The sequence below is a fragment of the Paenibacillus sp. NPDC057886 genome (genome assembly GCF_042796655.1).
GTDB lineage: Bacteria > Bacillota > Bacilli > Paenibacillales > Paenibacillaceae > Paenibacillus.
In genome coordinates this window covers 433,455-454,184 of sequence record NZ_JBHVMZ010000005.1, presented here as the reverse complement: position 1 = coordinate 454,184, position 20,730 = coordinate 433,455, and the positions used below count along the sequence as shown (strand labels likewise).

Here is a 20,730-nt window from a genome sequence, read left to right as displayed (position 1 = left end):
ATGGAGAGCTCATGCTAAATTTCTCTCCATCTTCTGGACTAACTGTCTGAGGATTAAACGATCTTCTATAGAAATGGCCTGTAGTAATTTTTCCTGTTGTGCTTTCCATTTGATCTCAACCGGAACCTCTAATTCTTTTCCCTTGTCGGTGAGATATATTCGCATAACTCTTGCGTCTTGTTCATCACGTTTCCGGGTTATAAATCCATTTTGCTCTAATGATTTAACCATATTGGTTACCGTAGGAGGTTCGCATTTTAGATGTTCACTGAGTTGCATTTGTGTGACCCCATCGTCTAACCATAAGCGATACAATAAATTATCTTGACCCACGTAAAGGTTAAGTTCTCTTAGCGATTCGCTATAATGTCGACGCATTTGAGAGGAAACTCGGTCTAACGACTGACGAATATCACAATCCACTTCAACTGTCATTCATTCATCCTCCCTCTCATTGTATTTAGCGGGTTACTTCACAGACAATCCTCCATCAATTACATGATCAGCACCCGTTATATATGAAGCTTCATCACTCGCAAGGAACAATGCCAGATTTGCGACCTCTTGCGACTGCCCTAATCTTTTGATGGGTACTTCTTGGGCACGTTCTGTAATTTGTTCTACGCTCAGAGCGTTGGATACAATATTTGTTTGAATAGGTCCAGGTTGAATTAGATTGATTCGAATTTGGTCAGGGGCAAACTCTACCGCAGCAGATCGAGTTAAAGCTTGAATGGCACCTTTACTGGCAGTATACGCATTAAAGCCTCCTGCTGAATGTAGCTTACTTGCCAACGAACCCACGTTTACTATTGAACCGCCCCCATTTTCCTTCATGAATGGCACAATTGTTTTTATGCCAACAAATTGACTCCATGCATTGATGTCTAAAGCCAAGTTCCAATATTCAACGGTTGTATCTTTGTAGGACTTCGTAGTCGCAATTCCAGCATTGTTGACTAAAATATCAACTTTTCCATAAACTTCAATGCTTGTTCTGACTACTTCAATCCAATCGTTCTCCGAAGATACATCATGCTTCACGGCTATAGCACGATCAGGGAAATCTTTATTTATACGGTTCACAACAGCTTGTACATTTTCATATTGGATATCCGTAGCAATGACGTCTGCTCCTTCTTTGGCAAATAAGTACGCTTCAGCTTCCCCTTGACCAGCACCAGCTCCAGTAATAATGGCTACCTTATTCGAAAGTCTTCCCATCTAATACCCCTCCTGCATCAATTTTGTTGTGATCTTTATCCAATGGACTTAACAATTTCATCAACCACTTCTTGACACGTTAGAATGTGCTGAATGCCACCGGCTGCTTCAGATACACTAATCGTACCGTTGATTAAATCGCCATCTAACATTCCAATTTTGAATCCTTCTCCATAATATTTGTAGGCTTCGGCATGATTCCCTTGATTAATGAGTTCTAATGCTTTTTTGCCCGCTTCTGTAGGAATGGTTCTCAAATGTCCCATACCTGATTTAAATTCAATAAACTCTTCACTTTTCACATTCACGATGGCTTTCTTCGTTTCAATGCTAGCCGGATTTTCCTTCGTTGCAATGAACCTTGTCCCCATATATACACCTTCGGCACCCATTGAAAAGGCTGCTTTCGCTCCCTGACCATCAATAATTCCACCGGCAGCGATCACAGGTATTTTCACGATTGAAGTGATTTGTGGAACAAGCGAAAGCGTACTGATTTTATAATCACTCATATGGCCGCCAGCCTCGTAACCTGTGACGATAAGTGCATCTACTCCTGTTTTCTCAGCTTCTACAAGCTTTTCTACGGTTGGGCTCAAGTCTCTGTAAACGACCTTAATATCATGTTCTTTCAATCGTTTCAGTTCACGTTCAACCACTTGTTGTCCAATGGCAATAACGTTTTTTACATTTTCTCTAAGCAAAACATCAAAAACAGCATTCGTAAATGGGTCTTCTGTGGCCCCACCCATTGGGAAAATGTAATTTACTGCAAAAGGCTTATCGGTTAATGCTTTCACCTTACGAATTTCTTTGGTCAGTCGATCTGCCATATCTTCCGCACTCGTTGCTTTTTCCGACTGGCCAGCGTTAGGTCCAAGTACCCCCATTCCCCCTGCATTGGATACGGCGGCAACAAATTCTGCGGAAGTGACCCATGTCATCGCAGCTGAAATAATAGGATACTCAATTCCAAGTAGTTCTGTAATTCGGTTTTTCATCATCAATTTCTCCTCTTGTTAAACGAAATTTTTAATTATTACTTCGTGTATCTATTTTCAGGGTAAGGTAAACCTAAATTCCCCCGAAGTGTGTCGTCCTCATATTCCTTGCGGAATATGCCTTTATCTTGCAAGATGGGAACAACCCATCGGATAAAGTCCTTAAATCCTGCTGGATGATCTTGTCTAATGAGCAAGATATCCATGACGCCTTCTCGATACCAATGTTCGATTTGTTCGGCAACGTGCTCCGCCGATCCTATCAACCCAGGTCTCGGCATTCGATAACCTTGTGGCATCCATGATTCCATTTCCCTTAGCTTTTCCAGCGCTTCTTTTTCCGTTCTACCAACGATCGGGTTGTGAGAAGGCATCATCAACAGGTCATGTGGTGAACGCCCTTGATTTTGAACTTTACGTTTCAGTTCAGCAGTGAATGCCTTGAGATATTCCAAATCATGTCCAGGTGCCATGATGACTTCAGCATGCGATGCAGCAATATCCATGAATGCAGGAGAAGTGCCAGCTTGAAAGACCACTGGTCTGCCTTGCCTCGACCGACTGATATTTAAAGGACCCTCCACGGAGAAGTAATTCCCGGTATAATGTAGCGGATGCATCTTGCGCGGATCATAAAATACCCCACGTTCCTTATCACGTATAAAGGCATCGTCTTCATACGAATCCCAAAGGCCTTCAACAATTTCCAAAAACTCTTTTTTCATGGGATAAAGATCTGCTTTTCTTAAATGCGACCGACTGTAATTGGCTAATCCTCCAGGATTCGATGTGATTGCATTCCACCCTGCTCTACCCTTGCTAATTTTGTCGAGTGAGGCGATTTGCCTGGCAACCGTAAAGGGATCAGCATATGATGTCGCTATGGTTGCTGCCAAGCCAATGGAGTGAGTTACCATACTTAGTGCAGACAAAATGGATACGCCCTCAAACATGCTTAGATAATGTGGGATCATGCCAGGTCCAATATGACTTACATCTGCCAAAAAGATGAGATCGAACTTTCCCTGTTCAAGTTGTATGGCTTTCTGTACGTAATATTCAATATTTTCACTGGCATCCGCTGGAATATCGGGGTGTCTCCAACCCGTGTGATTCCATCCCACCCCATCAATAATTCCTCCTAATTTAAGCTTTCTTTCTTCCATAGTTGAATGATCTCCTTTTCACGAGCTCACTTATTTCCTTGTGATAAACCTAATTCTTTTGCCAATAATTCATGCCCGTTCTTGCGGCTCTCTTGATTAGGATAGAAGTCTGCAATTATAATTTCATCCACCAAACTTGCTTTTGCAATTTGCCTAAGTTGCTCAGCAACCTGTCCAACACTTCCAATTACAAAGCGATCTTTATTTCTTTCCCTAGCCAGCTCTTCGTGAGGCGTGTATGTGTGATTTTTGGCTTCTTCCGGTGTAGGGAAAGTAAGGTTTCTCGTCCCTGTACTCATCTGTGCCCACATTAACTCCGCCGGTCCTGCGATATATTTAGCCTCTTCTTCCGTTTTAGCTGTAATAACGATTGTCGCTAACATACTTTGAGGTTCCGTCAAATAGGACGAAGGCTTAAAATTCGCATGATAAGCTCTCAACACAGGAATAGCCAGTTGCGGTGCCAAATGTGCAGCAAATACAAACCCTAATCCTTTTTCCAAGGCAAAATGTAATCCACCTTCGCTAGATCCCAGCATAAACATATCTGGAACCATGGAATGATCTCCCGGAGGATGGATGTGACTAAACGGGTGGTTCTCTTTAAAGTCACGGGCAAAGAAGGAAAGCAGGTTATCTAATTGCTCTGGAAAATCATTCGCCTCCATCAATTCTTGGGATCTTAACAATGCCCACATGGTTCTGCCATCCGTACCTGAAGCTCGGCCAATCCCGAGGTCAACACGCCCTGGATATAATCCTTCGAGAAGCGTAAAGTTCTCCATCACTTTCAAGGGACTGTGATTAGGCAACATAACCCCTCCGGAACCTACTCGAATTCTTTTGGTGTGAGCAGCTGCATGCAAGCTCAGTAAGTCTGGTGAAGTACTCATCAAGGTTGTTGTGTTATGGTGTTCTGTAAACCAATACCTGTTGAATCCCCACTGTTCTGCTAGTCGAACCATTTCTGTCACGTTCTGAAGACTTTCCGTAGCCTCAGTTCCGTTATAGATATGAACAAAGTCCAAAATCGAAAGCTTTAGTCCATTTGCTGTATTCACATCAGTTACTCCTTTCTATGTTATATTTATTATTTAGCTTGCTAAATATAAGATTAAAAAATATAATGATTACTTAGCCTGCTAACTATAAAACCACTTTAGCCAAACTAAAATGATTTTGTTTTGGTTGTTGAGCCAATCATAAGTGTATTCGTTTCGTTTGCAAAGAGGGCAATTTAAATGAACATAGTACATCTTTTTGTACCTATAGATTTGGAGTGATATCAATGAGGGTTTGTAATGATGGATTTGAACAAGAGTTTATGGATGAAAAAAGTGATATGTACGCCATAGCTTTTACGCAGAATGTTCTTTCCGGACGTTGGAAGTATTTTATATTATGGTTTTTAAAAGGTGAAACACGCCGTTATTCAGATATCAAAAAATTCCTTGGAGATCTGTCTCAAGGCTCGCTTACGAAGCAACTTAAGGAATTAGAGAATGATGGCGTTATTCAACGTGATGTTTTTCCGGAAGTTCCTCCCCGGGTCGAGTATTCGTTAACAGACAAGGGAGTGAAGTTACTACCGATTCTTGAAAAGATGGAGGACTTCGGTAAAGAATACGGCGGCAACACTTAATTTGAGAATAGTCTCCCAAAGAGGCTTAAAACCGAAATTCCGGCTCCAAATAAGCATTATCCCGTCTAATATACCCAGCGCATGAATGAATACGAAAAAGCGATATCACTGTTGTACTTGCCTTTTAGGGACATTAATATCATAATAATATTCGGATCTTCTGGGATAGAAGAAGCAAGATGCCTCCGAACTTTAGTAGTCTTTAACCCCTCTTGCCAAAGATCTTCCGGGGTCCCACCAACTCCTCGGTTGTATTTGTTAGCTACCAAATCAACCAACACAATATGAATCATCTCATGCAATCCATTAATATTTACACAAGCCTTCTTAGCAGAATTGTATTGACCTCGTTCTGCATTATTTGAGAATGTCGTTTCTTGATAAGCATGAAAAAATCCGATTAATTTTACCTAACGCATTTTCAATGGTACCTTTTTGATGTCCCGATGCCTTTTCGTTATATATACAACCAATTCGAATGATTTTGTCTTGCTGTACTACAATGCCTCAGGCTATACCAAAACCGTGCTGGAACAGATCGTCGCAACCAACTTTGACTTACGCTAATGGCAGGTGCTTACCAGCCCCGTTCGGACTTTCACCTTAGAGATGACGTTAAGCTGAGCGTACCAAGCAAAGAAGCCATCGCGATAATACGAAGACTTCTTTGTTGTATACTGAACTTCTGGCTCCAATCGGGGAGTAGGAAAGCTTTTTTAACCACGTGTCAAAACTGCTTTACCACACCGTCACACGTTTTTCAGGCTCAAGGTACATCCCATCCCCCTCATGTACATCGAAGGCCTCATAAAACGCATCAAGGTTCTGAATTTGTACGTTAGCTCGCAACTTGTAAGGAGCATGGGTGTCTCTTGCAAGCAACAATTGCTCAAATTCGGGGGTCACTTTAAGTCGCCAAATGGTGGCCCAACTTTCGAAAAAAGCCTTTAGCCTTCTGATACTCTTCCACACCGGATTTTACAGGTATTTCCACCTGTTCAAGCAGGAAACCGGATTAACCTTGATTATCTACACTATCGAGAAAAAATGTTGCCTGTAGCTTTCACACGCTGACTCTAACAATTTTTTCAAACAACAAAAGCAACTCATCTGAAGTCAAGTCGCTTTCAATATAACTATAGCTTAGCGATTAATGCCATTGGTCATAAAATGTCACCCTCAGATCATAATTTACAACAGCAGGTCATCTTTAAGTTTCCCCCGTGCAGCTCCGCTGTCAGCGTTAAGAATCAGCAAACGAATTTTTGTTCGAATTATGCTCATAAGTTAACTATAGAATTCCCCATTAGCGTAGCGATCTATCGCTTGATGCCCTTTCTAAAATGCATGTGATTACAAATATTAATATATTGAGATATCTGTTCCATAAAAGTGAAGTTGAAGGCATTTTTTTACCGATGAGCTTGCGTCAAAGCATTGGGAGGTTCATCACGTTGACATATCGACGATTCCTCTTTATAATTCGGACATTGAGAGCCAATTCGATCCCCAGTCGGTTGTCGAATTTAAAGCAAGCATTCGAAAAGCGGATGGTATACTGATTGTCACCCCTCAATACAACATGGGAATCCCGGGCGTTTTGAAACTTACTTAGACTGGGCTTCGCATCCGAGTAAGAGCTCCGTATTGATTCAAAAACCTTTTGCGATTGCAGGTACTGCTCCTGGAAGTGGGGGGACAGCGCAGTCACAAGCCCAAGTGGGACAGACACTGTTTGCCATGAAAACCTATACGATACCCGGTCCGAAGGTTCTAATCGGCAGCATTCACGAAAAACTGAATGAAATCACCGTAGAATTGGACGACGAATCAACGCTTCGCCATTTAGGAAAAATTTCTGACAGCTTTCGAAGAATGGATCTTGGTCTTTAAACAAACTCAAAAGTGAAAGATGTGAAGGAATTATGATTAAGCAGAAATTATACTACGGTAAAGATATTGAGGTAATGTTTAATTCGGAGGTATGCATTCATTCCGGTATTTGCGTAAAGGGCCTCCCTGGTGTTTTTGATTTAAGCAAGCGTCCTTGGGTTAATCCCGATGCTGACACTACAGAAGCAATTGCCCGGCATATTGACACTTGTCCAAGCGGAGCACTGACGTATAGACGTCTGGACGGTGAATATTCAACAAAGAAAGAGGATGAACATGCATAATGTAGATCATGATACCGCTAATAAAAGATTTCTTATTCGAGATAATGGCGGCATCGCTGCCATGATGACGTATGTAATCTCAAGTCCGGAGCTTTACATAATTGATCACACTTTGGTCGAAAATGCTTACCGAGGACAGGGGCTTGGCGATAAGCTTATCAAAGCTATGGTGGAATACGCGCGGGAAAACGGTATTAAGATTTTACCCTTATGCCCGTTTGCCAAAGGACGATTCGAACGTATCTCCGAATACGCGGATGTTCTCAATAAATAATCACTAATAATATAATTATGACAATAATAAGAGAGAAGAGCCTGAGAGTAGGAGATTTATTCGTCCCTCTTAGGCTCTTTTCCGATCTGTTAATCGATCCCCATATTGTCAGAAGAAAAACGTTAGACTATTGCTGTTTTCATTAAACTAATGTTTCCCCGTTAGCGTAATGCTCAATTTATAGTGCCTACCGCCTGCACTTTCGCAAAATCGGCTATGCTCATAAATTGCCGTTGAACGTCCTGTTTTTGTTATTGGAGGAGCAATATTATTTTCCATCCAGATGGTAGATTACTTGCACAATACCGGAAGTAAACGTTCTTGTATCAACCGTTTTCAAATTTATTCTCTGTTTCACATCAATAAATAGTGGTTTTCCTTCTCCCAAGATGACAGGGTGAATGGATAATCTGAATTCATCAACTAGCTCTAAATTAATAAAAGTAGTAATAAGATTTGCTCCGCCATATAACCAGATATCTTTACCTGGCTTATTCTTTAATTTAATTACTTCTTCAATAATATTATCATTAATGTAGATCGCTTTATTATCAGTCTCTTTTTTATTCTTGGAAAACACATATTTCTCTTTAGTATGAATCGAATCCCAAAACTCTTTCTCACCATCAGTATTTTCATTTTCCGGAGTAAATTGTCCCCATAAATCATAGCTTTTTCTTCCGTATAAAATAGTATCAATTCGATTTAGAAAATCATTAAACCCCATATCAGAATCCATGATGCACCAATCAACTTCTCCATTTTTCCCTTCAATAAAACCATCTAAAGTAACTGCTAAATCTAAAATTACTTTTCGGTTCATAACTTGCATCTCCTTTCGTTAATATACCCTCATTATAGATCCGAATCACGACAAATCATGTCATAGTTAAGAGAGGAAGTTTCTTTTTAACTAACCTGCCCGTTAGCTTAACAGTCATCGCCAGACTACAACTAGCCGGTCGAGAATAGGGAATCGATACACATTCTTGGCTTCAAGCGGTACTCGGTATATATCCTGGCACCCGACAAAACGGTGCGACAAACAATGCAAGTTCTTGTCTTGAGAAAGAGACAAGAACTTGCATACTTAAAACAAAAAACCGCGCTATGCGCGGAATTGAATCAATGTATGTTCTTGTCCTTCTACAATAATTATAATATGATTTTGTATTAGAAAAAATCATTCGCTTATGTCATTTAGTTCTTTCGCTAAGCTATTTATGATATTAGCTCTTTCTTGTGCATTTTGTTTGTCAAATAAAAGTTTTCAATAAATTCCCAAACATCTTCCAATTTACGTCTGACCTGATAAAACTGAAGGGCATCCGGATTTATTGCAAAATTTTTATGGTTTTTTTGATAGATGCTTAAGAATTCAGCATAGTATGGCTCATCAACTAAACACATCAAATCCGCTTCAACAGGTGCCAATCTTAGCCCTTCCCAGTCAATCAAAATCAGTTGATTCTCGGATTGCATCAGATTTCAATGATGAATATCTGTATGACATAGAGCCATTCTTAAGCGACTGTTTTCCAAGCATATCGACAACCGTTCAATCGTATCAACCAGACCAAGAATTCGTTATTTTTATACTCTTTATCCAATGTGCTCATTAGCTGTTGCAAAAACGGAACACAAAAATCTTCCTCAACAGCATCCGTTTCAATTGGTGTTTCCGCTCCAAATGAATGAAGCTTTTAATTAAACCGGTTAGCTATTGTCTGATTTAACAGTGTAGACTTATCGTGTTAAGCAATCTCAACTGTTAGTAGAAATATCAAAATCTATCCGACATATTGAAGAATTAACTGGTAGATCGCTATGGAAAGCCCTAAAATACTCGCTTTCATTTTAGATGGATGATTTCTTTTGCTGCGAAACAAGTAAAGGAAAATCACTATAAATCCTAAGGGAATCCACAGCTGAAAGATACCTTCTGTTGTATAACGAGAAAAAATTGGAGTAATAGAAGTACTGATCAAAAAGTAAAAGAAAACTGTAAAACGTCTTGTTTCTAATTGCTTGCTCCACCTTACTAAAAAGAAAAAAATAATGATTCCGATAATCGTAATGTGTAAAGGGGGTAGAAGAATAGCAGTGTCCCCAAACTTGAATTCCATTTTGCATTGCCCTCCTCATCTTTAGTGCATCGCCACTTTGGTTCGCATCCGTAAATATCATTTCACCTCATTTCTACTTAACTAACCTGCCGCGGCTGCCGGGCTGGGGAAGTAAGCACGTTTCCTCGCTCAATCTCACCCATTACGCTTGAGTCTCAACATATCTCAGAAGCATTGCACTAAAAATCCATATAGAACCGTTCGAATCATGTGTTATAATTGAAAGGTTGATTTTACCAAAAAATAAGGAGAAATGTAAAAGGTAACGCAGATATGAGATTTTAACAGTTTGGAGGCTGCATGAAACAGATAGAATACAACATTTATAGAACCATATGAACAGTCAGGATGGACACTTTGAATGTGTGCCGTCGAACAGGAGAACAAAGAAATCATGGACATGCTGATCGCAAGTGGAGCTGATATAAACTATCAATGCTCTGGGGGATGGACGGCTTTAAACCAAGCAGTAAACTTATCCATTGATGGAACTATTCAAACAGGTGGTTCTCCAGGCGAAGAACCAGTAGATATTTTGGAGTACTTAATAGATCGCGGAGCAAATATCCATGTCACAGATTTAAGAGGTAAATCTCCCATTGATGTGGCGACAAGCTATAAATCAGATAAGATTATCCAATTTCCAGAAGAATATCGACCATTACATCAAGACTAGGAGGACCTCACATTATGAAAAGGATCAGCAAACATACATTTCTAATCACTACTTTAACAGCGTTCCTTACTATTTCCTTAGCCCCCATCGCCACTCCCGTATCTGCTGCGGATTACAAGCAACTTCCAAAGCCAGAGTGGACCTATGACGTACCGACCGATACGACAACCCAAATACATAGTAAGAACTATTATTTCACGGGAAATAGCGTCTACCCCATCGTGTCAGAACAGACTAACTCTGAAACTGCATATACATTCTTGTATCAGTCAGATCGCTCTACCGGCAAAACCAAATCCGTACACTCATTATTAGCGATAGACGACAAGACTGGAAAACAGAAGTGGATTCATAAATCGCCTATGCCCTACAATTCGTTTGAAATAGATCAGAGCGGTAACGTCTACTACTTCGATGAGGTAAAGTCCGGCAACAAAAAGGTATACCAGTTGATCTCTCTGGATTCAAATAACAAGCCACGCTGGGTCAAAACATTCAAAGAGTACTTTCAATTCAATGTCCTAGAAGATGGGCGCATAGCCGTGGTTACTTTCACAAAAGACACCAGTGTGATCACGCTTTATACAAAGGAAGGCAAGCAGCTTATCAAGAGGGAGTTTCCTGGCCACGTACGACATATTCAGGGGAACTACGTCGGATTGATAAATTCTGATGCTCCGAGAAACACGACGACAATTGATATTTACTCCATCCCTACAGGAAAGAAGATTATTTCCGCTGTCCAACCGCAGGATCACGTCAATATTGTGCATGCTGACTTTGAAGTTCTAAGTGGCGGAACTGTGATTGTTCCCATTTACGATGCGAAGATGGAAGTGGAAACCTTGCACGGCTACAAGCCTAACGGGGAAGAAAAATGGATCAGACCATTGCCTAAGCCAGCACAGGATGCCATTTTCGGCACAACGTATGCGCATAACATGTACGATTCTTTTTACGTATCCTTAGGAAATAACTATCTGATTCAAGAGAAAAATAAGCTTAGTCTGTACAATACTAACAATCAATTGATTGCGACCAAGACGTTTACTGATTTACCTGCACAAGGACTGTTACAACGACTAAATGATCAGAGCGTTGTCTTCGGAGCCGTCGACAAAACACAAGCTTGGTATGATTCATCTAAACCCGAGCCGAAAAAAGCTGCCTACTATATTCTGGACTCTCATACACTAAAAATAAAAAACTCTATTGTACTCGATGACGCACTTTTTCACCAAGCCGATGTTCGTTTTCACGATGCAAATACATTCTATATCCACATGAGTGAAAGCATCGCCAAATACGTTCTAGAGTAGCGTATGCAGGATTGAGTATTCCCCCATTATAACGATGTATGCCTAGCCCCTATCAAGGAGCGAAGTCATACGTCGTTTCTTATTTATCAAATGAGCGGGAACAATTCAGAAACTTAGCATTTCAATTATTTTAGAAGTTTCAATCAATCCTCTAGTTCTCCAAATAGCCGGCTAGACGTTACGTCCTCCAGACTCGTAATAAAAGCTATCCACATCAACATAACCTTCTTCCCTCTCGTGGTTATAGCTATATAAACCGATCCGGTCTCCCCGATAGTTCCCCCAGCCAAGCTGATAGACTTCACCAAAGCTTATGAAATGTTCGCCGTCTAAGCTATATTCAAATTGGCTTTCACCGTGTAATGTCCAAACCGACCTTAACCAGATTAAGGAAGAGAAGATGGGAGGTCCACATACTATCGCGCCCGAGTTATTATGCTTCAGAACACGGTTTCCTTGCTGCTGATGAATACCGATAGTACAGTAAGTTTGAGCAAAATGACAGAGGCCCGCTTCTTGATCGTCAACCATGGCGTTCAAATCGATTTTGGCGGTTACCGTATTGTGATCGGTTCTAAATGCTCGCTGGGAAATGGTATTACATACCTTGAAAAAATCGTTCTTCTCGAAAGGTAGACAAGCATATAACCGCAAATAACCGGACCGCTCCGTTAACGACCACTTGCCGGCTTTCGGCTGATGATTCCATTCCCATTGCGGCTTGAGTACAGCGCTCTCGAAATCGTCGTTCATAGTTAAGACCGCCGCGGGATATCCATTCACCGGCTTTCTTCCTCCCCATACCATCTCCCCGATACCGTCGCCGTCCGTATCCTCACCGATGATCGGCCATCCGTCTACCCATGAAACGGGAAGCAGATGAAGCGTCCTTCCTTCGTAATGCCCACCTGTTCCCTGATGACTAATGAAATACCACTCGCTGCACCGCGTTTGAACAAGTCCGCCTTGATTAGGTTCACGATCGATTTCCATTCCATGGGTATGAATCAGCTCTTTTTCCTCGTAAGGCCCGTATAGCTGCTTAGATCGTAACATCATGACGACCCTTACATCCTGGCCATCTTCCCGATGAATTTCACTATGAAAAAGATAGTAGTATCCATTTATTTTATAAAGCTTACTTGCTTCGCTTCCTTTGTACTGATGCACTACCACCGCGCTGTCATGCAGCAGACTTTTCCCGTCATCACTTAGTTTAAATAGATGGATCTTATAGTTATCAGCAAAATTCGTGGCAACCAGATATCCTTGGCCGTCATCATCCCAAAACGGACAACAGTCGTCCCAGCCCGCAATTTCCCAAACATGATGAAGTGGCTCCCATGGCCCTCCTGGATCTGCAGCCGTACTCATGAACAAACCTTCATCGGGCGTGAAGAAATAAACCCAGAACTTATTTTGATGAAACCGGATCGCTCCTGCCCAGATACCCCTTCCATAGCGGTTCATTCGATCATATTGATACTCCGATCCGATCTGTGTCAAATCGTCTACTACATGACCACTCATGTTCCAATTGACTAAGTCATTTGAATGCAGCACTGCCATCCCCGGGGAGCAATGCAATGTAGAAGAGATACAGTAGTAGTCATCGCCGACTCTTATGACATCCGGATCGCTATAATCTCCCGGCAGCACGGGATTGATATAGGTGCCGTTCTCTTGGTCTCCCCAGTATCCTTTCTTGGAAAGTGAAACATAGTGATCCTTCATCGTGAATTCTCCTCTATGGCCATCATCAAAGCATACGAATTGTCTTCGACTGAAGACATCTGGCACTGCACTTTGATGATGGCAACTCTTATTTTGCTTGATTCTCTCTGATAAAACCAATCCATATACTTTTGACAAGAATATTAAACCACAGGCTAGAGTAACGTGACAGGCAAAGTTCTTACCTTTGTATCATAACTAATAAATTTAAACCCTCGCCTTGCTGTTTCCTCTTGATCGACGACCGAACGAAGCATCCTCTTAAAAAAACGCGAGTTCATTTTCTTCTTCAAATGGGATCTGTTTTACTATTCTATAGAACCTGGGTGCAGTATCAGCTCAAAGTCTTCGTCTCTGTTGCAACTCAGATTGCCGTTTATCACTTCTAACCGTGCTACTTGTATTGAAGATCGACGCATAGAATATGTCTTATCCGGGTCATAAACTCCAATATAGTCGGGTTGCGTGAGTTATTTCAATGAAAGCGGAAGCGTTTAATAACCGGCTTTCGCGGTGTTCATTCAGCTTCGTTTCCCATTAGTTTAATGTTCGCGACGTAATTAAACTATCCTGCGCGTTAGCTTAATGAATTAAAGGCGAAAATCGATTAGATATATGTCTAATCGATTTTCGGAACATGTTCTTGTCCCTCGACACCAATTTTGTTCATCACTTCGTTTCCCATCCCTTTTAAGGCACTATCCAGTCAAGGTCCCAATTTTAATTATTGTGTAATTATCATCTTTCTATGCTTGAAGCCCAATTTTTAAAGTAAATTAGTATCTCTTCTAGATTCGTTGCTCCGCCTGCACCATGAAATACTCCATCCCTAACAATACAGTAGAACCAATCTTCATCATTTCTCTCTTCTTCTATCGAATCAAAAGGCTTATCCTCTAAACAAGTTTCCGCCAAGTTGATTTCAACAGACCAACCGGGATTATCCACTGTATCAATTTTCACACCATATGAATGTTCCCAATCACCATTACAGTTTTCATAATACCAGTTCTGAAGCCATTTTAATGTATTCATCATCTCTACCTCTTCCTTGGAAATTCGTCTGGTCTAGCTGGTCTAACCTTTCAGGTATTGACTTACCATTAACATGAGGTGTCGGCACATTCTGTTTTGTTATTTTATTGATATGACCTTTTCCTATTCCATCAAAACGTTGTACCTTATCATTACCTTCATAAAAGAAATTTATCGTTCCATATGGGCTGGCCGACTGAGTGCGTCTCCTCTGTTCATCATAACTGTATTGCTGTATTCTCTGACCAGATTGGTCTTTCACTTCAACTAATTGATTCAGTACATCATAAATATACGTTTGTTTGCCATCGTCCTTTTCCATTGACGATGTCAGCTGATTGGCTTTATTATGCGTAAATGTTGTTATTTGCTCTTGCCCGCTGCTGACGTCTACCTTCTGCGTACGATTACCCTCCTTGTTAGACCTTCACACTTTACCTGTTTTCTTGGATCTGAAAATCATGAAACTAATCGCGGCCAAAACCCATACGCCAATGCCACCATAGAGCATTACCAAGCCGAAGCCGTGCACCAGAGCTTTATGGACCAAGGCTCCTGAAGTATCTAGAGAGGACAGTTCTGGAAAACTCTGCTTGATAGAGGTGAAATTCCCGGCCGCTATTTTCTCAGCTAAAGTCCGCAGTTTCGTTGTATCGAAAATCCCATGAAGTGCTCCCTTCAAATAAGACAAAATACCATTCTGCAAAATGAATCCCATAACAGCGACGTTAATAGCTAGACTGATCAATCTGGCACTCATGTCTATACCCGAAGCCATACCTGCACGTGTAATCGAAACAGAGCCAGTCGTCGTGTTGGTTACAGGCGTGTTTGTCAATCCCAGCCCGATACCAGCCAGCAGAGAACCTGGAAGCATAGTTAGCCAGTTGGCGTTATCGCCTCCGCTACCATATTTCATTAAAATGAAGCCCATGCCGATGATGAACAAGCCTAATGGAATAACTATACGCGGCTGATATCGGAGCGAAAGGCGCTCTGCCAAGGGAGGGATCATCAAGGTTGGCAGCGCATAAGCCAAGAGAGACAGCCCAGCAGCTACAATGCCATAACCAAGACCGCTCTGAAAATAAATAGGCAGATAGATCATGAACGGCCAGAAACTGAAATTCATGCCGATAGAGCCAAGAAGAGCACCGGAAAAATTACGTATCTTGAATACGGAAAAGTCGAACATCGGATGGGCACTAAGCTTTTCCGCAAAAAGAAAAATAATGAAGCTTGTTGATGCTGCAACAAGAACGCCAATGGATACTACGCTAGTAAAGCCATATTCGGTTCCTTGTGTGATAAAGTATGCCAGGCCAAAAACCGTCAACGAAAGCGTGACGATGCCAATAATATCTAGTTTTTTCGCATGAGGATCGCTGGATTCATCCACACCGCCAAAAACAAGGATCAATGTGAGGATAGTCAGTGGGACGTGGATCAGGAAAACCCAATGCCAGTTTAATACGGCCACGATCATCCCCCCAATAATGGATCCAAAACCAAGGCCAATACCAAATACGATCCCCCATACTGCAAAGGCTTTGCTACGCTCCCGCCCCTCCTGAAAACGATGCGAAAGAATTGCAATCTGGCAAATCTGCATTGCACCCGCACCCACGCCTTGAAGAAACCGACTGATGATTAGAACCGAAGTGTTTTGTGCCAAGCCACAAATCAAAGATGTAATACCGAACAAAACGAGGCTAATAATAAAAATACGTCTCCTTCCATAACGGTCAGCCAGTGTTCCCACAGCCATCAGAACCGTCGCACAGGCAATGGTGTAGGCGTTCATAATCCATTGCATATCCTTGAAATTTCCATGCAGTACCTTTTCCAAGGTAGGCAGAATTACTGGCACACTGGAAATTTCGAGGCCAAACATTAGTGCGGACAAACATATCGCAGCCAATGCGATTAATTTTTTGCTGGAATGGGAAATAGTCATTGAAAATACCCTCCAATATAAACACGTACATGTAACTCTTCTGTAATTACTTTATTTATTTCATATCTGCTCATTGCTTGCCATCCTCTCTGACTTCTCATGTATAATTTACGTGTGTCTTATTATATAATCTATATCATCCATTTTACATGCTATATAAAATAAATTATGATAATTATACTAAGTAATAAAAGTTGTTTTCTTTAAAACACCTTAAATTTAAAGGAGCTAATTCAAAATGGATCATGTAGATAAACAAATACTCTTCTATCTTCAAAAACAGGCAAGGATTTCAATGACCGAGCTAGGCAAAAGCGTTGGGTTATCCCAACCTGCCGTAACGGAACGAGTTAAGAGAATGGAAGAGAAGGGGATCATCGAAGAATATCACACCGTTATTTCTCCTGAAAAAATTGGGAAGCTTGCGACTGCCTATATGCTTTTTCAAACTAGAGACTGCTTGGCATTTCTTGATTATGTCCATGCATCTCCCCATATTGCTGAGTGCCACCGCATAAGCGGAGAACATAGTTATTTATTAAAAGTTGTAACAGAATCCACACGCACGCTTGAGGAGTTCAGCAATCAGTGCGATAAATATGGAACATACACCATCTTGATTGTTATGTCTTCACCGATCGATCATAGTCTTCTCATTCGCTCTCTCGAAGAAGCTAATAGAGCGGACTAATTCCAAGCTGAACTTCCAAAATCATAATCAAGTTCTATATGATCCGGGCTCTCCCTCCGTCTACACCATCCTTGATCCAGGAGTTCCTGTTAACTAGGTAACACTGCTGCCCGGATATGACTTGGGAGCTACCGCCCGCAGCGACTTGGCGGTAGACGGCGCGCTCCAGACGTTTGTTGCGGCCTTGAACGAAGCCTGTCCGCTGGAGGCGGAACCGCTGATCGAGCAAGGCACCTACGACGACGAGTCGCTCAAAACGATCTACCTGACGTTGCAGGACAATACCTGGGTCGAATTGGAGTGGAATTTTAAAAGGCCACCTTCTCGCTCCGGAAGGTGACCTCATGCCGATTTGTTGCGAGATCATGTCTCTAGTCTTGCAACATGACTAGATCACATGCTGTCGTTTATCCCATCCTTTATCATCCCTTACTTGTTCACCTCTCCTGAATATATCCACCTTATCAAGTCTTGCCAGTAAGTTGGCAAGGCTTTTTTTCTTGAACGTAGTTGTTTGGATTTGCATATGTATTCTTTAGATTTCCTTCAGAAATATACTCATTAATTCCTTAGTTTTTTTCATTATGATTTCTATATCGACAAGAGAGGAGGCAAAACAATGATCAGTAATACGATCTTAGAGCTACTTCACCAGTATGGATATCTGATTTTTTATTTCGCCTTCTCGTTAGGACCTTTCGGATTTCCAATTCCAAATGAGATCACGATTATCAGCGGTGCCATTTTGAGTCACACGGGGGTTATCAATTCATGGATCACATACTTCTGTATTTTATCAGGACTATTAACGGCCTTAGGACGACTGGTTTTAATAACATACCATCACATATATGGAGGAACCCAAATTGAATTCCAATGAACCTCTTTTGTTTCTGAAAAGCTTTCTTCAAAGCCCTAAACATGTTGGCAGCATCATACCCAGTTCCCGGTTTCTCGCCAACAAAATGGTGAATCAAGTGCCTTGGCTAGAGGCAAAAGCAGTCGCCGAACTCGGATCGGGTACAGGTGCCATCACTCGTTATATTCATCAACAGGCACAAGATTGTACCAAAGTGTTATTGTTTGAGATGAACGAAACGATGAGGAATAATCTGCAGACCACCTACCCGGAATTCTCCTGTTATCCAGATGCCGCTCGATTAGTGGAATCTATGAATCAAGAGGGCGTTCAGCAACTGGATTATATTTTTAGCGGGTTGCCTTTCTTCAACTTTGAGCCTGAATTAAGAAATACTTTGGTAGACCAGATCCATAAGGCACTCAAACCTGGAGGGTTATTCATCGCATTTCAATATTCACTTCAAATGAAGAAAACACTATCCGAACACTTTATCATCGAAAAAATAGAATTGGTGCCTTTGAATACCCCTCCTGCGTTCGTTTATGTCTGTCGCAAAAAGGAAACAATTTAAACATCCTGGGCTATGGTTTACACTGATGTTATCCTCTTTATAAGGATTTAAAATTTTATTTAAAACCGGTCATAAAAGGAGTGTTGAATTATGAGTACCGTTCTCGTTGTTGATGATGAACCCGATATCCGTGATGTCATTCATGTCTATTTACGTAACGAAGGATATCACGTCATTGAAGCAGCCAATGGTGAAGAAGCATTAAATATTATCAAAACAACATCGGTCCAACTCGTTATACTGGATGTCATGATGCCCATAATGGATGGAATTAAAGCCTGCTTCAAAATAAGAGAAGTATCAACCACTCCCATTATTATGCTATCCGCCAAGGAAGAGGACATTGATAAAATTACAGGCCTGACCACTGGGGCTGACGATTACATGGTCAAACCGTTTAATCCGTTAGAATTACTGGCTCGCGTTAAGGCACAGCTACGACGTCAAACACTGATCGGAAAAGCAGAATTCAATTCACTTATCCTGATCAAGGACCTTGTCATTGATAAAAGTAAACATTCCGTGAAGCTAAAAGAGAATGACATTCCACTAACTCCACTGGAGTTTTCCATTCTGGTGTTACTTGCCAGCCATCCCGGACAAGTATTTAGCTCCGAGAAGATTTACGAAACCGTATGGAAAGAGCCTTATGGATATTCTGATAATACGGTGATGGTCCATATTCGTAATCTACGAGAAAAGCTGGAAGTGAATCCACGAGAACCTCAGTATATTAAAACGGTATGGGGAGTGGGCTATAAAATTGACTAAATTATCTAACCCATCACATCGAAATCGAAAGAAAAAAATTCAGATCAACATTTTGATCCGAATTATTTTGAGTACTATTGCTGCAGATGGCTTTAATAAATTGCTCCTTTTCCTTTCTATAGATGTTCTTAAAGCTTGGGAGCAGGCCTGGTTCCGTAACTCGCTTCCGTATGTCATTACTCCAATTTTTATATTAACTTTTATCATAATCTTTCTGTTATTAACACGTCGAATGGTTAAAGATATCATCCACTTGGAGCAGGGGCTTCAATTCATATCTGAAGGTAATCTAGACTACCGGGTGCCTGTAGTTCGGCAAGATGAACTGGGGCGAGTCGCATCCAACATTAATCACATGACTGAACAGTTGCAGCTGCATATGATCAAGGAGCGCGAGCTGGAGAAATCCAAGATGGACATGATCACGGGCATCTCACATGACCTGCGGACACCGCTTACCAGTATAATCGGCTATATTGAGCTTCTTAGAACAGATTCCTTTCAAGACAAAGCAGAGTATGACCGGTTCATTCAGAACACCTATAACAAAGCAACGCATTTAAAGAAATTGCTCGATGATTTATTTGAATACACACGTCTAACCTCAGTAGACACCCAATTGGTTCTGAAAAAGGTTGACCTATATCAACTTTTGGACCAGTTGTTGTTTGAATTTGAACCTTTAGCTCAGGAGAATGGTATTCATATCGAGAAAGAGATCGGCGATGGCCCAATTATGGCCTGCGTGGATAGTGATAAGATTGCTCGGGCCATCGATAATCTTCTCATGAACGCTCTGAAGTATTCCCTTAAGCCTGGTACGATTCACATTCGAATAAGTATGCGTCATGAACACATTACCATTGAAGTCGAGAATAACGGTATGCCGCTCACAGTAGAGCAAAAAAATAAACTGTTTGATCGCTTTTATAAATTGGATTATTCAAGAAGCAGCGAAGGAATTCAAACGGGGTCTGGTCTGGGTCTTTCCATTGCAAAAAATATTGCGGAGTTACATCAAGGCACGTTAACACTTCAACATGTCTATAACGTATTTACGTTTCAGTTAAGCCTGCCTTCCAACGTCCAGTGATACTCACCTCCACTCGTCCCTTCATCTTTCAGAGCCCGTTTGGAACATGTCAATTATTATAACGATCGAGAATAAATCATTGAAAATATCTGAACTTCTGCTTTTTCTGCAAGCATTTCTTAAAAAACCAAAACGAGTAGGAAGTATCCTACCCAGTTCAAAGTTTCTGGCAAGTAAAATCGTCCAGTCTGTACGATGGAATGAAGTTAAGGACATTGCACTTTATATGAAGAAAAAATGGAAAATGCCCGAGCTTAAACCTGTTGAGACATGGGAGCGAGAAAAAACTAAATCATATTGAGGGAGCTCAGATTAATAATTCTTGTACGTGTATTTGTAAATAATCACCTGCAATACATTTTTCCCAAAGATGAGCTGTCCCCTTTCATCATTTTTTTTCAGAACAAAAAA

Annotated in this window: 23 protein-coding genes and 1 pseudogene; 10 read left to right on the top strand and 14 right to left on the bottom strand. The window is 41.2% G+C overall.

Features of this window, described 5'->3' with window-relative positions:
• Positions 1–9: 9 nt before the first annotated feature.
• The 5 genes from ACFVQB_RS19230 to ACFVQB_RS19210 are packed head-to-tail and all read right to left on the bottom strand — an operon-like array spanning position 10 to position 4,452.
• Positions 10–435, bottom strand: a complete 426-nt coding sequence (locus ACFVQB_RS19230) for a MarR family winged helix-turn-helix transcriptional regulator (protein ID WP_379442257.1) — start codon at positions 433–435, stop codon at positions 10–12.
• A gap of 33 nt (positions 436–468) precedes the next feature.
• Entirely contained in the window at positions 469–1,224 is a 756-nt protein-coding gene (locus ACFVQB_RS19225; protein ID WP_379442254.1) for an SDR family NAD(P)-dependent oxidoreductase, read from the bottom strand.
• Positions 1,225–1,259: 35 nt separating this feature from the next.
• Entirely contained in the window at positions 1,260–2,228 is a 969-nt protein-coding gene (locus ACFVQB_RS19220; protein WP_379442250.1) for an NAD(P)H-dependent flavin oxidoreductase, read from the bottom strand.
• 35 nt (positions 2,229–2,263) lie between these two features.
• Positions 2,264–3,391, bottom strand: a complete 1,128-nt coding sequence (locus tag ACFVQB_RS19215) for an NtaA/DmoA family FMN-dependent monooxygenase (RefSeq protein ID WP_379442247.1) — start codon at positions 3,389–3,391, stop codon at positions 2,264–2,266.
• A 26-nt stretch (positions 3,392–3,417) separates the two neighbouring features.
• A complete protein-coding gene (locus ACFVQB_RS19210; RefSeq protein WP_379442244.1) occupies positions 3,418–4,452 on the bottom strand; it encodes an LLM class flavin-dependent oxidoreductase in 1,035 nt (344 codons plus the stop codon).
• Positions 4,453–4,679: 227 nt separating this feature from the next.
• Here ACFVQB_RS19210 and ACFVQB_RS19205 point away from each other — a divergent pair, with 227 nt between their 5' ends.
• A complete protein-coding gene (locus tag ACFVQB_RS19205) occupies positions 4,680–5,033 on the top strand; it encodes a winged helix-turn-helix transcriptional regulator (protein WP_379442240.1) in 354 nt (117 codons plus the stop codon).
• 738 nt (positions 5,034–5,771) lie between these two features.
• On the opposite strand, the gene ACFVQB_RS19200 is transcribed toward ACFVQB_RS19205, so the two are convergent.
• Positions 5,772–6,005 carry a M13-type metalloendopeptidase gene (locus ACFVQB_RS19200; RefSeq protein WP_379442236.1) on the bottom strand — a complete coding sequence of 78 codons (234 nt, stop codon included), beginning with the start codon at positions 6,003–6,005 and terminating at the stop codon, positions 5,772–5,774.
• A 487-nt stretch (positions 6,006–6,492) separates the two neighbouring features.
• On the opposite strand from ACFVQB_RS19200, the pseudogene ACFVQB_RS19195 reads away from it, so the two are divergent.
• From ACFVQB_RS19195 to ACFVQB_RS19185, 3 genes and pseudogenes are all read left to right on the top strand, one after another.
• Positions 6,493–6,926: pseudogene (locus tag ACFVQB_RS19195) on the top strand (NADPH-dependent FMN reductase).
• A 32-nt stretch (positions 6,927–6,958) separates the two neighbouring features.
• A complete protein-coding gene (locus tag ACFVQB_RS19190; protein ID WP_379442233.1) occupies positions 6,959–7,210 on the top strand; it encodes a (4Fe-4S)-binding protein in 252 nt (83 codons plus the stop codon).
• Positions 7,203–7,484 (top strand): GNAT family N-acetyltransferase, encoded by a 282-nt coding sequence (locus tag ACFVQB_RS19185; RefSeq protein WP_379442230.1) that lies wholly within the window; start codon positions 7,203–7,205, stop codon positions 7,482–7,484. Before ACFVQB_RS19190 ends, ACFVQB_RS19185 begins: the two co-directional genes overlap by 8 nt.
• Before the next feature lie 268 nt (positions 7,485–7,752).
• On the opposite strand, the gene ACFVQB_RS19180 is transcribed toward ACFVQB_RS19185, so the two are convergent.
• From ACFVQB_RS19180 to ACFVQB_RS19170, 3 genes are all read right to left on the bottom strand, one after another.
• Positions 7,753–8,316 (bottom strand): dihydrofolate reductase family protein, encoded by a 564-nt coding sequence (locus ACFVQB_RS19180; RefSeq protein ID WP_379442228.1) that lies wholly within the window; start codon positions 8,314–8,316, stop codon positions 7,753–7,755.
• A 389-nt stretch (positions 8,317–8,705) separates the two neighbouring features.
• Positions 8,706–8,918, bottom strand: a complete 213-nt coding sequence (locus ACFVQB_RS19175; protein WP_379442226.1) for a hypothetical protein — start codon at positions 8,916–8,918, stop codon at positions 8,706–8,708.
• A 356-nt stretch (positions 8,919–9,274) separates the two neighbouring features.
• Positions 9,275–9,610 carry a hypothetical protein gene (locus ACFVQB_RS19170; RefSeq protein WP_379442224.1) on the bottom strand — a complete coding sequence of 112 codons (336 nt, stop codon included), beginning with the start codon at positions 9,608–9,610 and terminating at the stop codon, positions 9,275–9,277.
• Between the two features lie 361 nt (positions 9,611–9,971).
• Here ACFVQB_RS19170 and ACFVQB_RS19165 point away from each other — a divergent pair, with 361 nt between their 5' ends.
• Both ACFVQB_RS19165 and ACFVQB_RS19160 read left to right on the top strand, forming a co-directional pair.
• Entirely contained in the window at positions 9,972–10,286 is a 315-nt protein-coding gene (locus ACFVQB_RS19165; protein WP_379442222.1) for an ankyrin repeat domain-containing protein, read from the top strand.
• Positions 10,287–10,300: 14 nt separating this feature from the next.
• Positions 10,301–11,605, top strand: a complete 1,305-nt coding sequence (locus ACFVQB_RS19160) for a hypothetical protein (protein ID WP_379442220.1) — start codon at positions 10,301–10,303, stop codon at positions 11,603–11,605.
• Between the two features lie 171 nt (positions 11,606–11,776).
• Here the strand turns inward: ACFVQB_RS19160 and ACFVQB_RS19155 are convergent, their stop codons facing one another.
• The 4 genes from ACFVQB_RS19155 to ACFVQB_RS19140 all read right to left on the bottom strand — a co-directional run bounded on the left by ACFVQB_RS19155 (position 11,777) and on the right by ACFVQB_RS19140 (position 16,331).
• The gene (locus ACFVQB_RS19155) at positions 11,777–13,339 is read right to left on the bottom strand and encodes a glycoside hydrolase family 43 protein (RefSeq protein ID WP_379442218.1); all 1,563 of its coding nucleotides are present in this window, start codon (positions 13,337–13,339) and stop codon (positions 11,777–11,779) included.
• A gap of 738 nt (positions 13,340–14,077) precedes the next feature.
• Positions 14,078–14,377 (bottom strand): immunity 53 family protein, encoded by a 300-nt coding sequence (locus tag ACFVQB_RS19150; protein ID WP_379442216.1) that lies wholly within the window; start codon positions 14,375–14,377, stop codon positions 14,078–14,080.
• Positions 14,337–14,696 (bottom strand): RHS repeat domain-containing protein, encoded by a 360-nt coding sequence (locus ACFVQB_RS19145; protein WP_379442214.1) that lies wholly within the window; start codon positions 14,694–14,696, stop codon positions 14,337–14,339. The genes ACFVQB_RS19150 and ACFVQB_RS19145 overlap by 41 nt, the downstream gene beginning before the upstream one ends.
• A gap of 105 nt (positions 14,697–14,801) precedes the next feature.
• Positions 14,802–16,331, bottom strand: coding sequence for an MFS transporter (locus ACFVQB_RS19140; RefSeq protein WP_379442212.1), 1,530 nt, complete (start codon positions 16,329–16,331; stop codon positions 14,802–14,804).
• 238 nt (positions 16,332–16,569) lie between these two features.
• Here ACFVQB_RS19140 and ACFVQB_RS19135 point away from each other — a divergent pair, with 238 nt between their 5' ends.
• Positions 16,570–17,022, top strand: a complete 453-nt coding sequence (locus ACFVQB_RS19135) for an Lrp/AsnC family transcriptional regulator (protein ID WP_379442209.1) — start codon at positions 16,570–16,572, stop codon at positions 17,020–17,022.
• Between the two features lie 34 nt (positions 17,023–17,056).
• Here ACFVQB_RS19135 and ACFVQB_RS19130 read toward each other — a convergent pair whose 3' ends face one another.
• Complete coding sequence (locus tag ACFVQB_RS19130; protein ID WP_379442207.1) at positions 17,057–17,389, bottom strand: hypothetical protein; 333 nt, start codon at positions 17,387–17,389, stop codon at positions 17,057–17,059.
• A gap of 499 nt (positions 17,390–17,888) precedes the next feature.
• Here ACFVQB_RS19130 and ACFVQB_RS19125 point away from each other — a divergent pair, with 499 nt between their 5' ends.
• The 3 genes from ACFVQB_RS19125 (at position 17,889) to ACFVQB_RS19115 (ending at position 20,319) form a co-directional block, all read left to right on the top strand.
• The gene (locus ACFVQB_RS19125) at positions 17,889–18,455 is read left to right on the top strand and encodes a class I SAM-dependent methyltransferase (protein ID WP_379442205.1); all 567 of its coding nucleotides are present in this window, start codon (positions 17,889–17,891) and stop codon (positions 18,453–18,455) included.
• A gap of 90 nt (positions 18,456–18,545) precedes the next feature.
• A complete protein-coding gene (locus ACFVQB_RS19120; RefSeq protein ID WP_379442203.1) occupies positions 18,546–19,226 on the top strand; it encodes a response regulator in 681 nt (226 codons plus the stop codon).
• Positions 19,219–20,319, top strand: a complete 1,101-nt coding sequence (locus ACFVQB_RS19115) for a sensor histidine kinase (protein ID WP_379442201.1) — start codon at positions 19,219–19,221, stop codon at positions 20,317–20,319. Before ACFVQB_RS19120 ends, ACFVQB_RS19115 begins: the two co-directional genes overlap by 8 nt.
• Positions 20,320–20,730 lie beyond the last annotated feature (411 nt).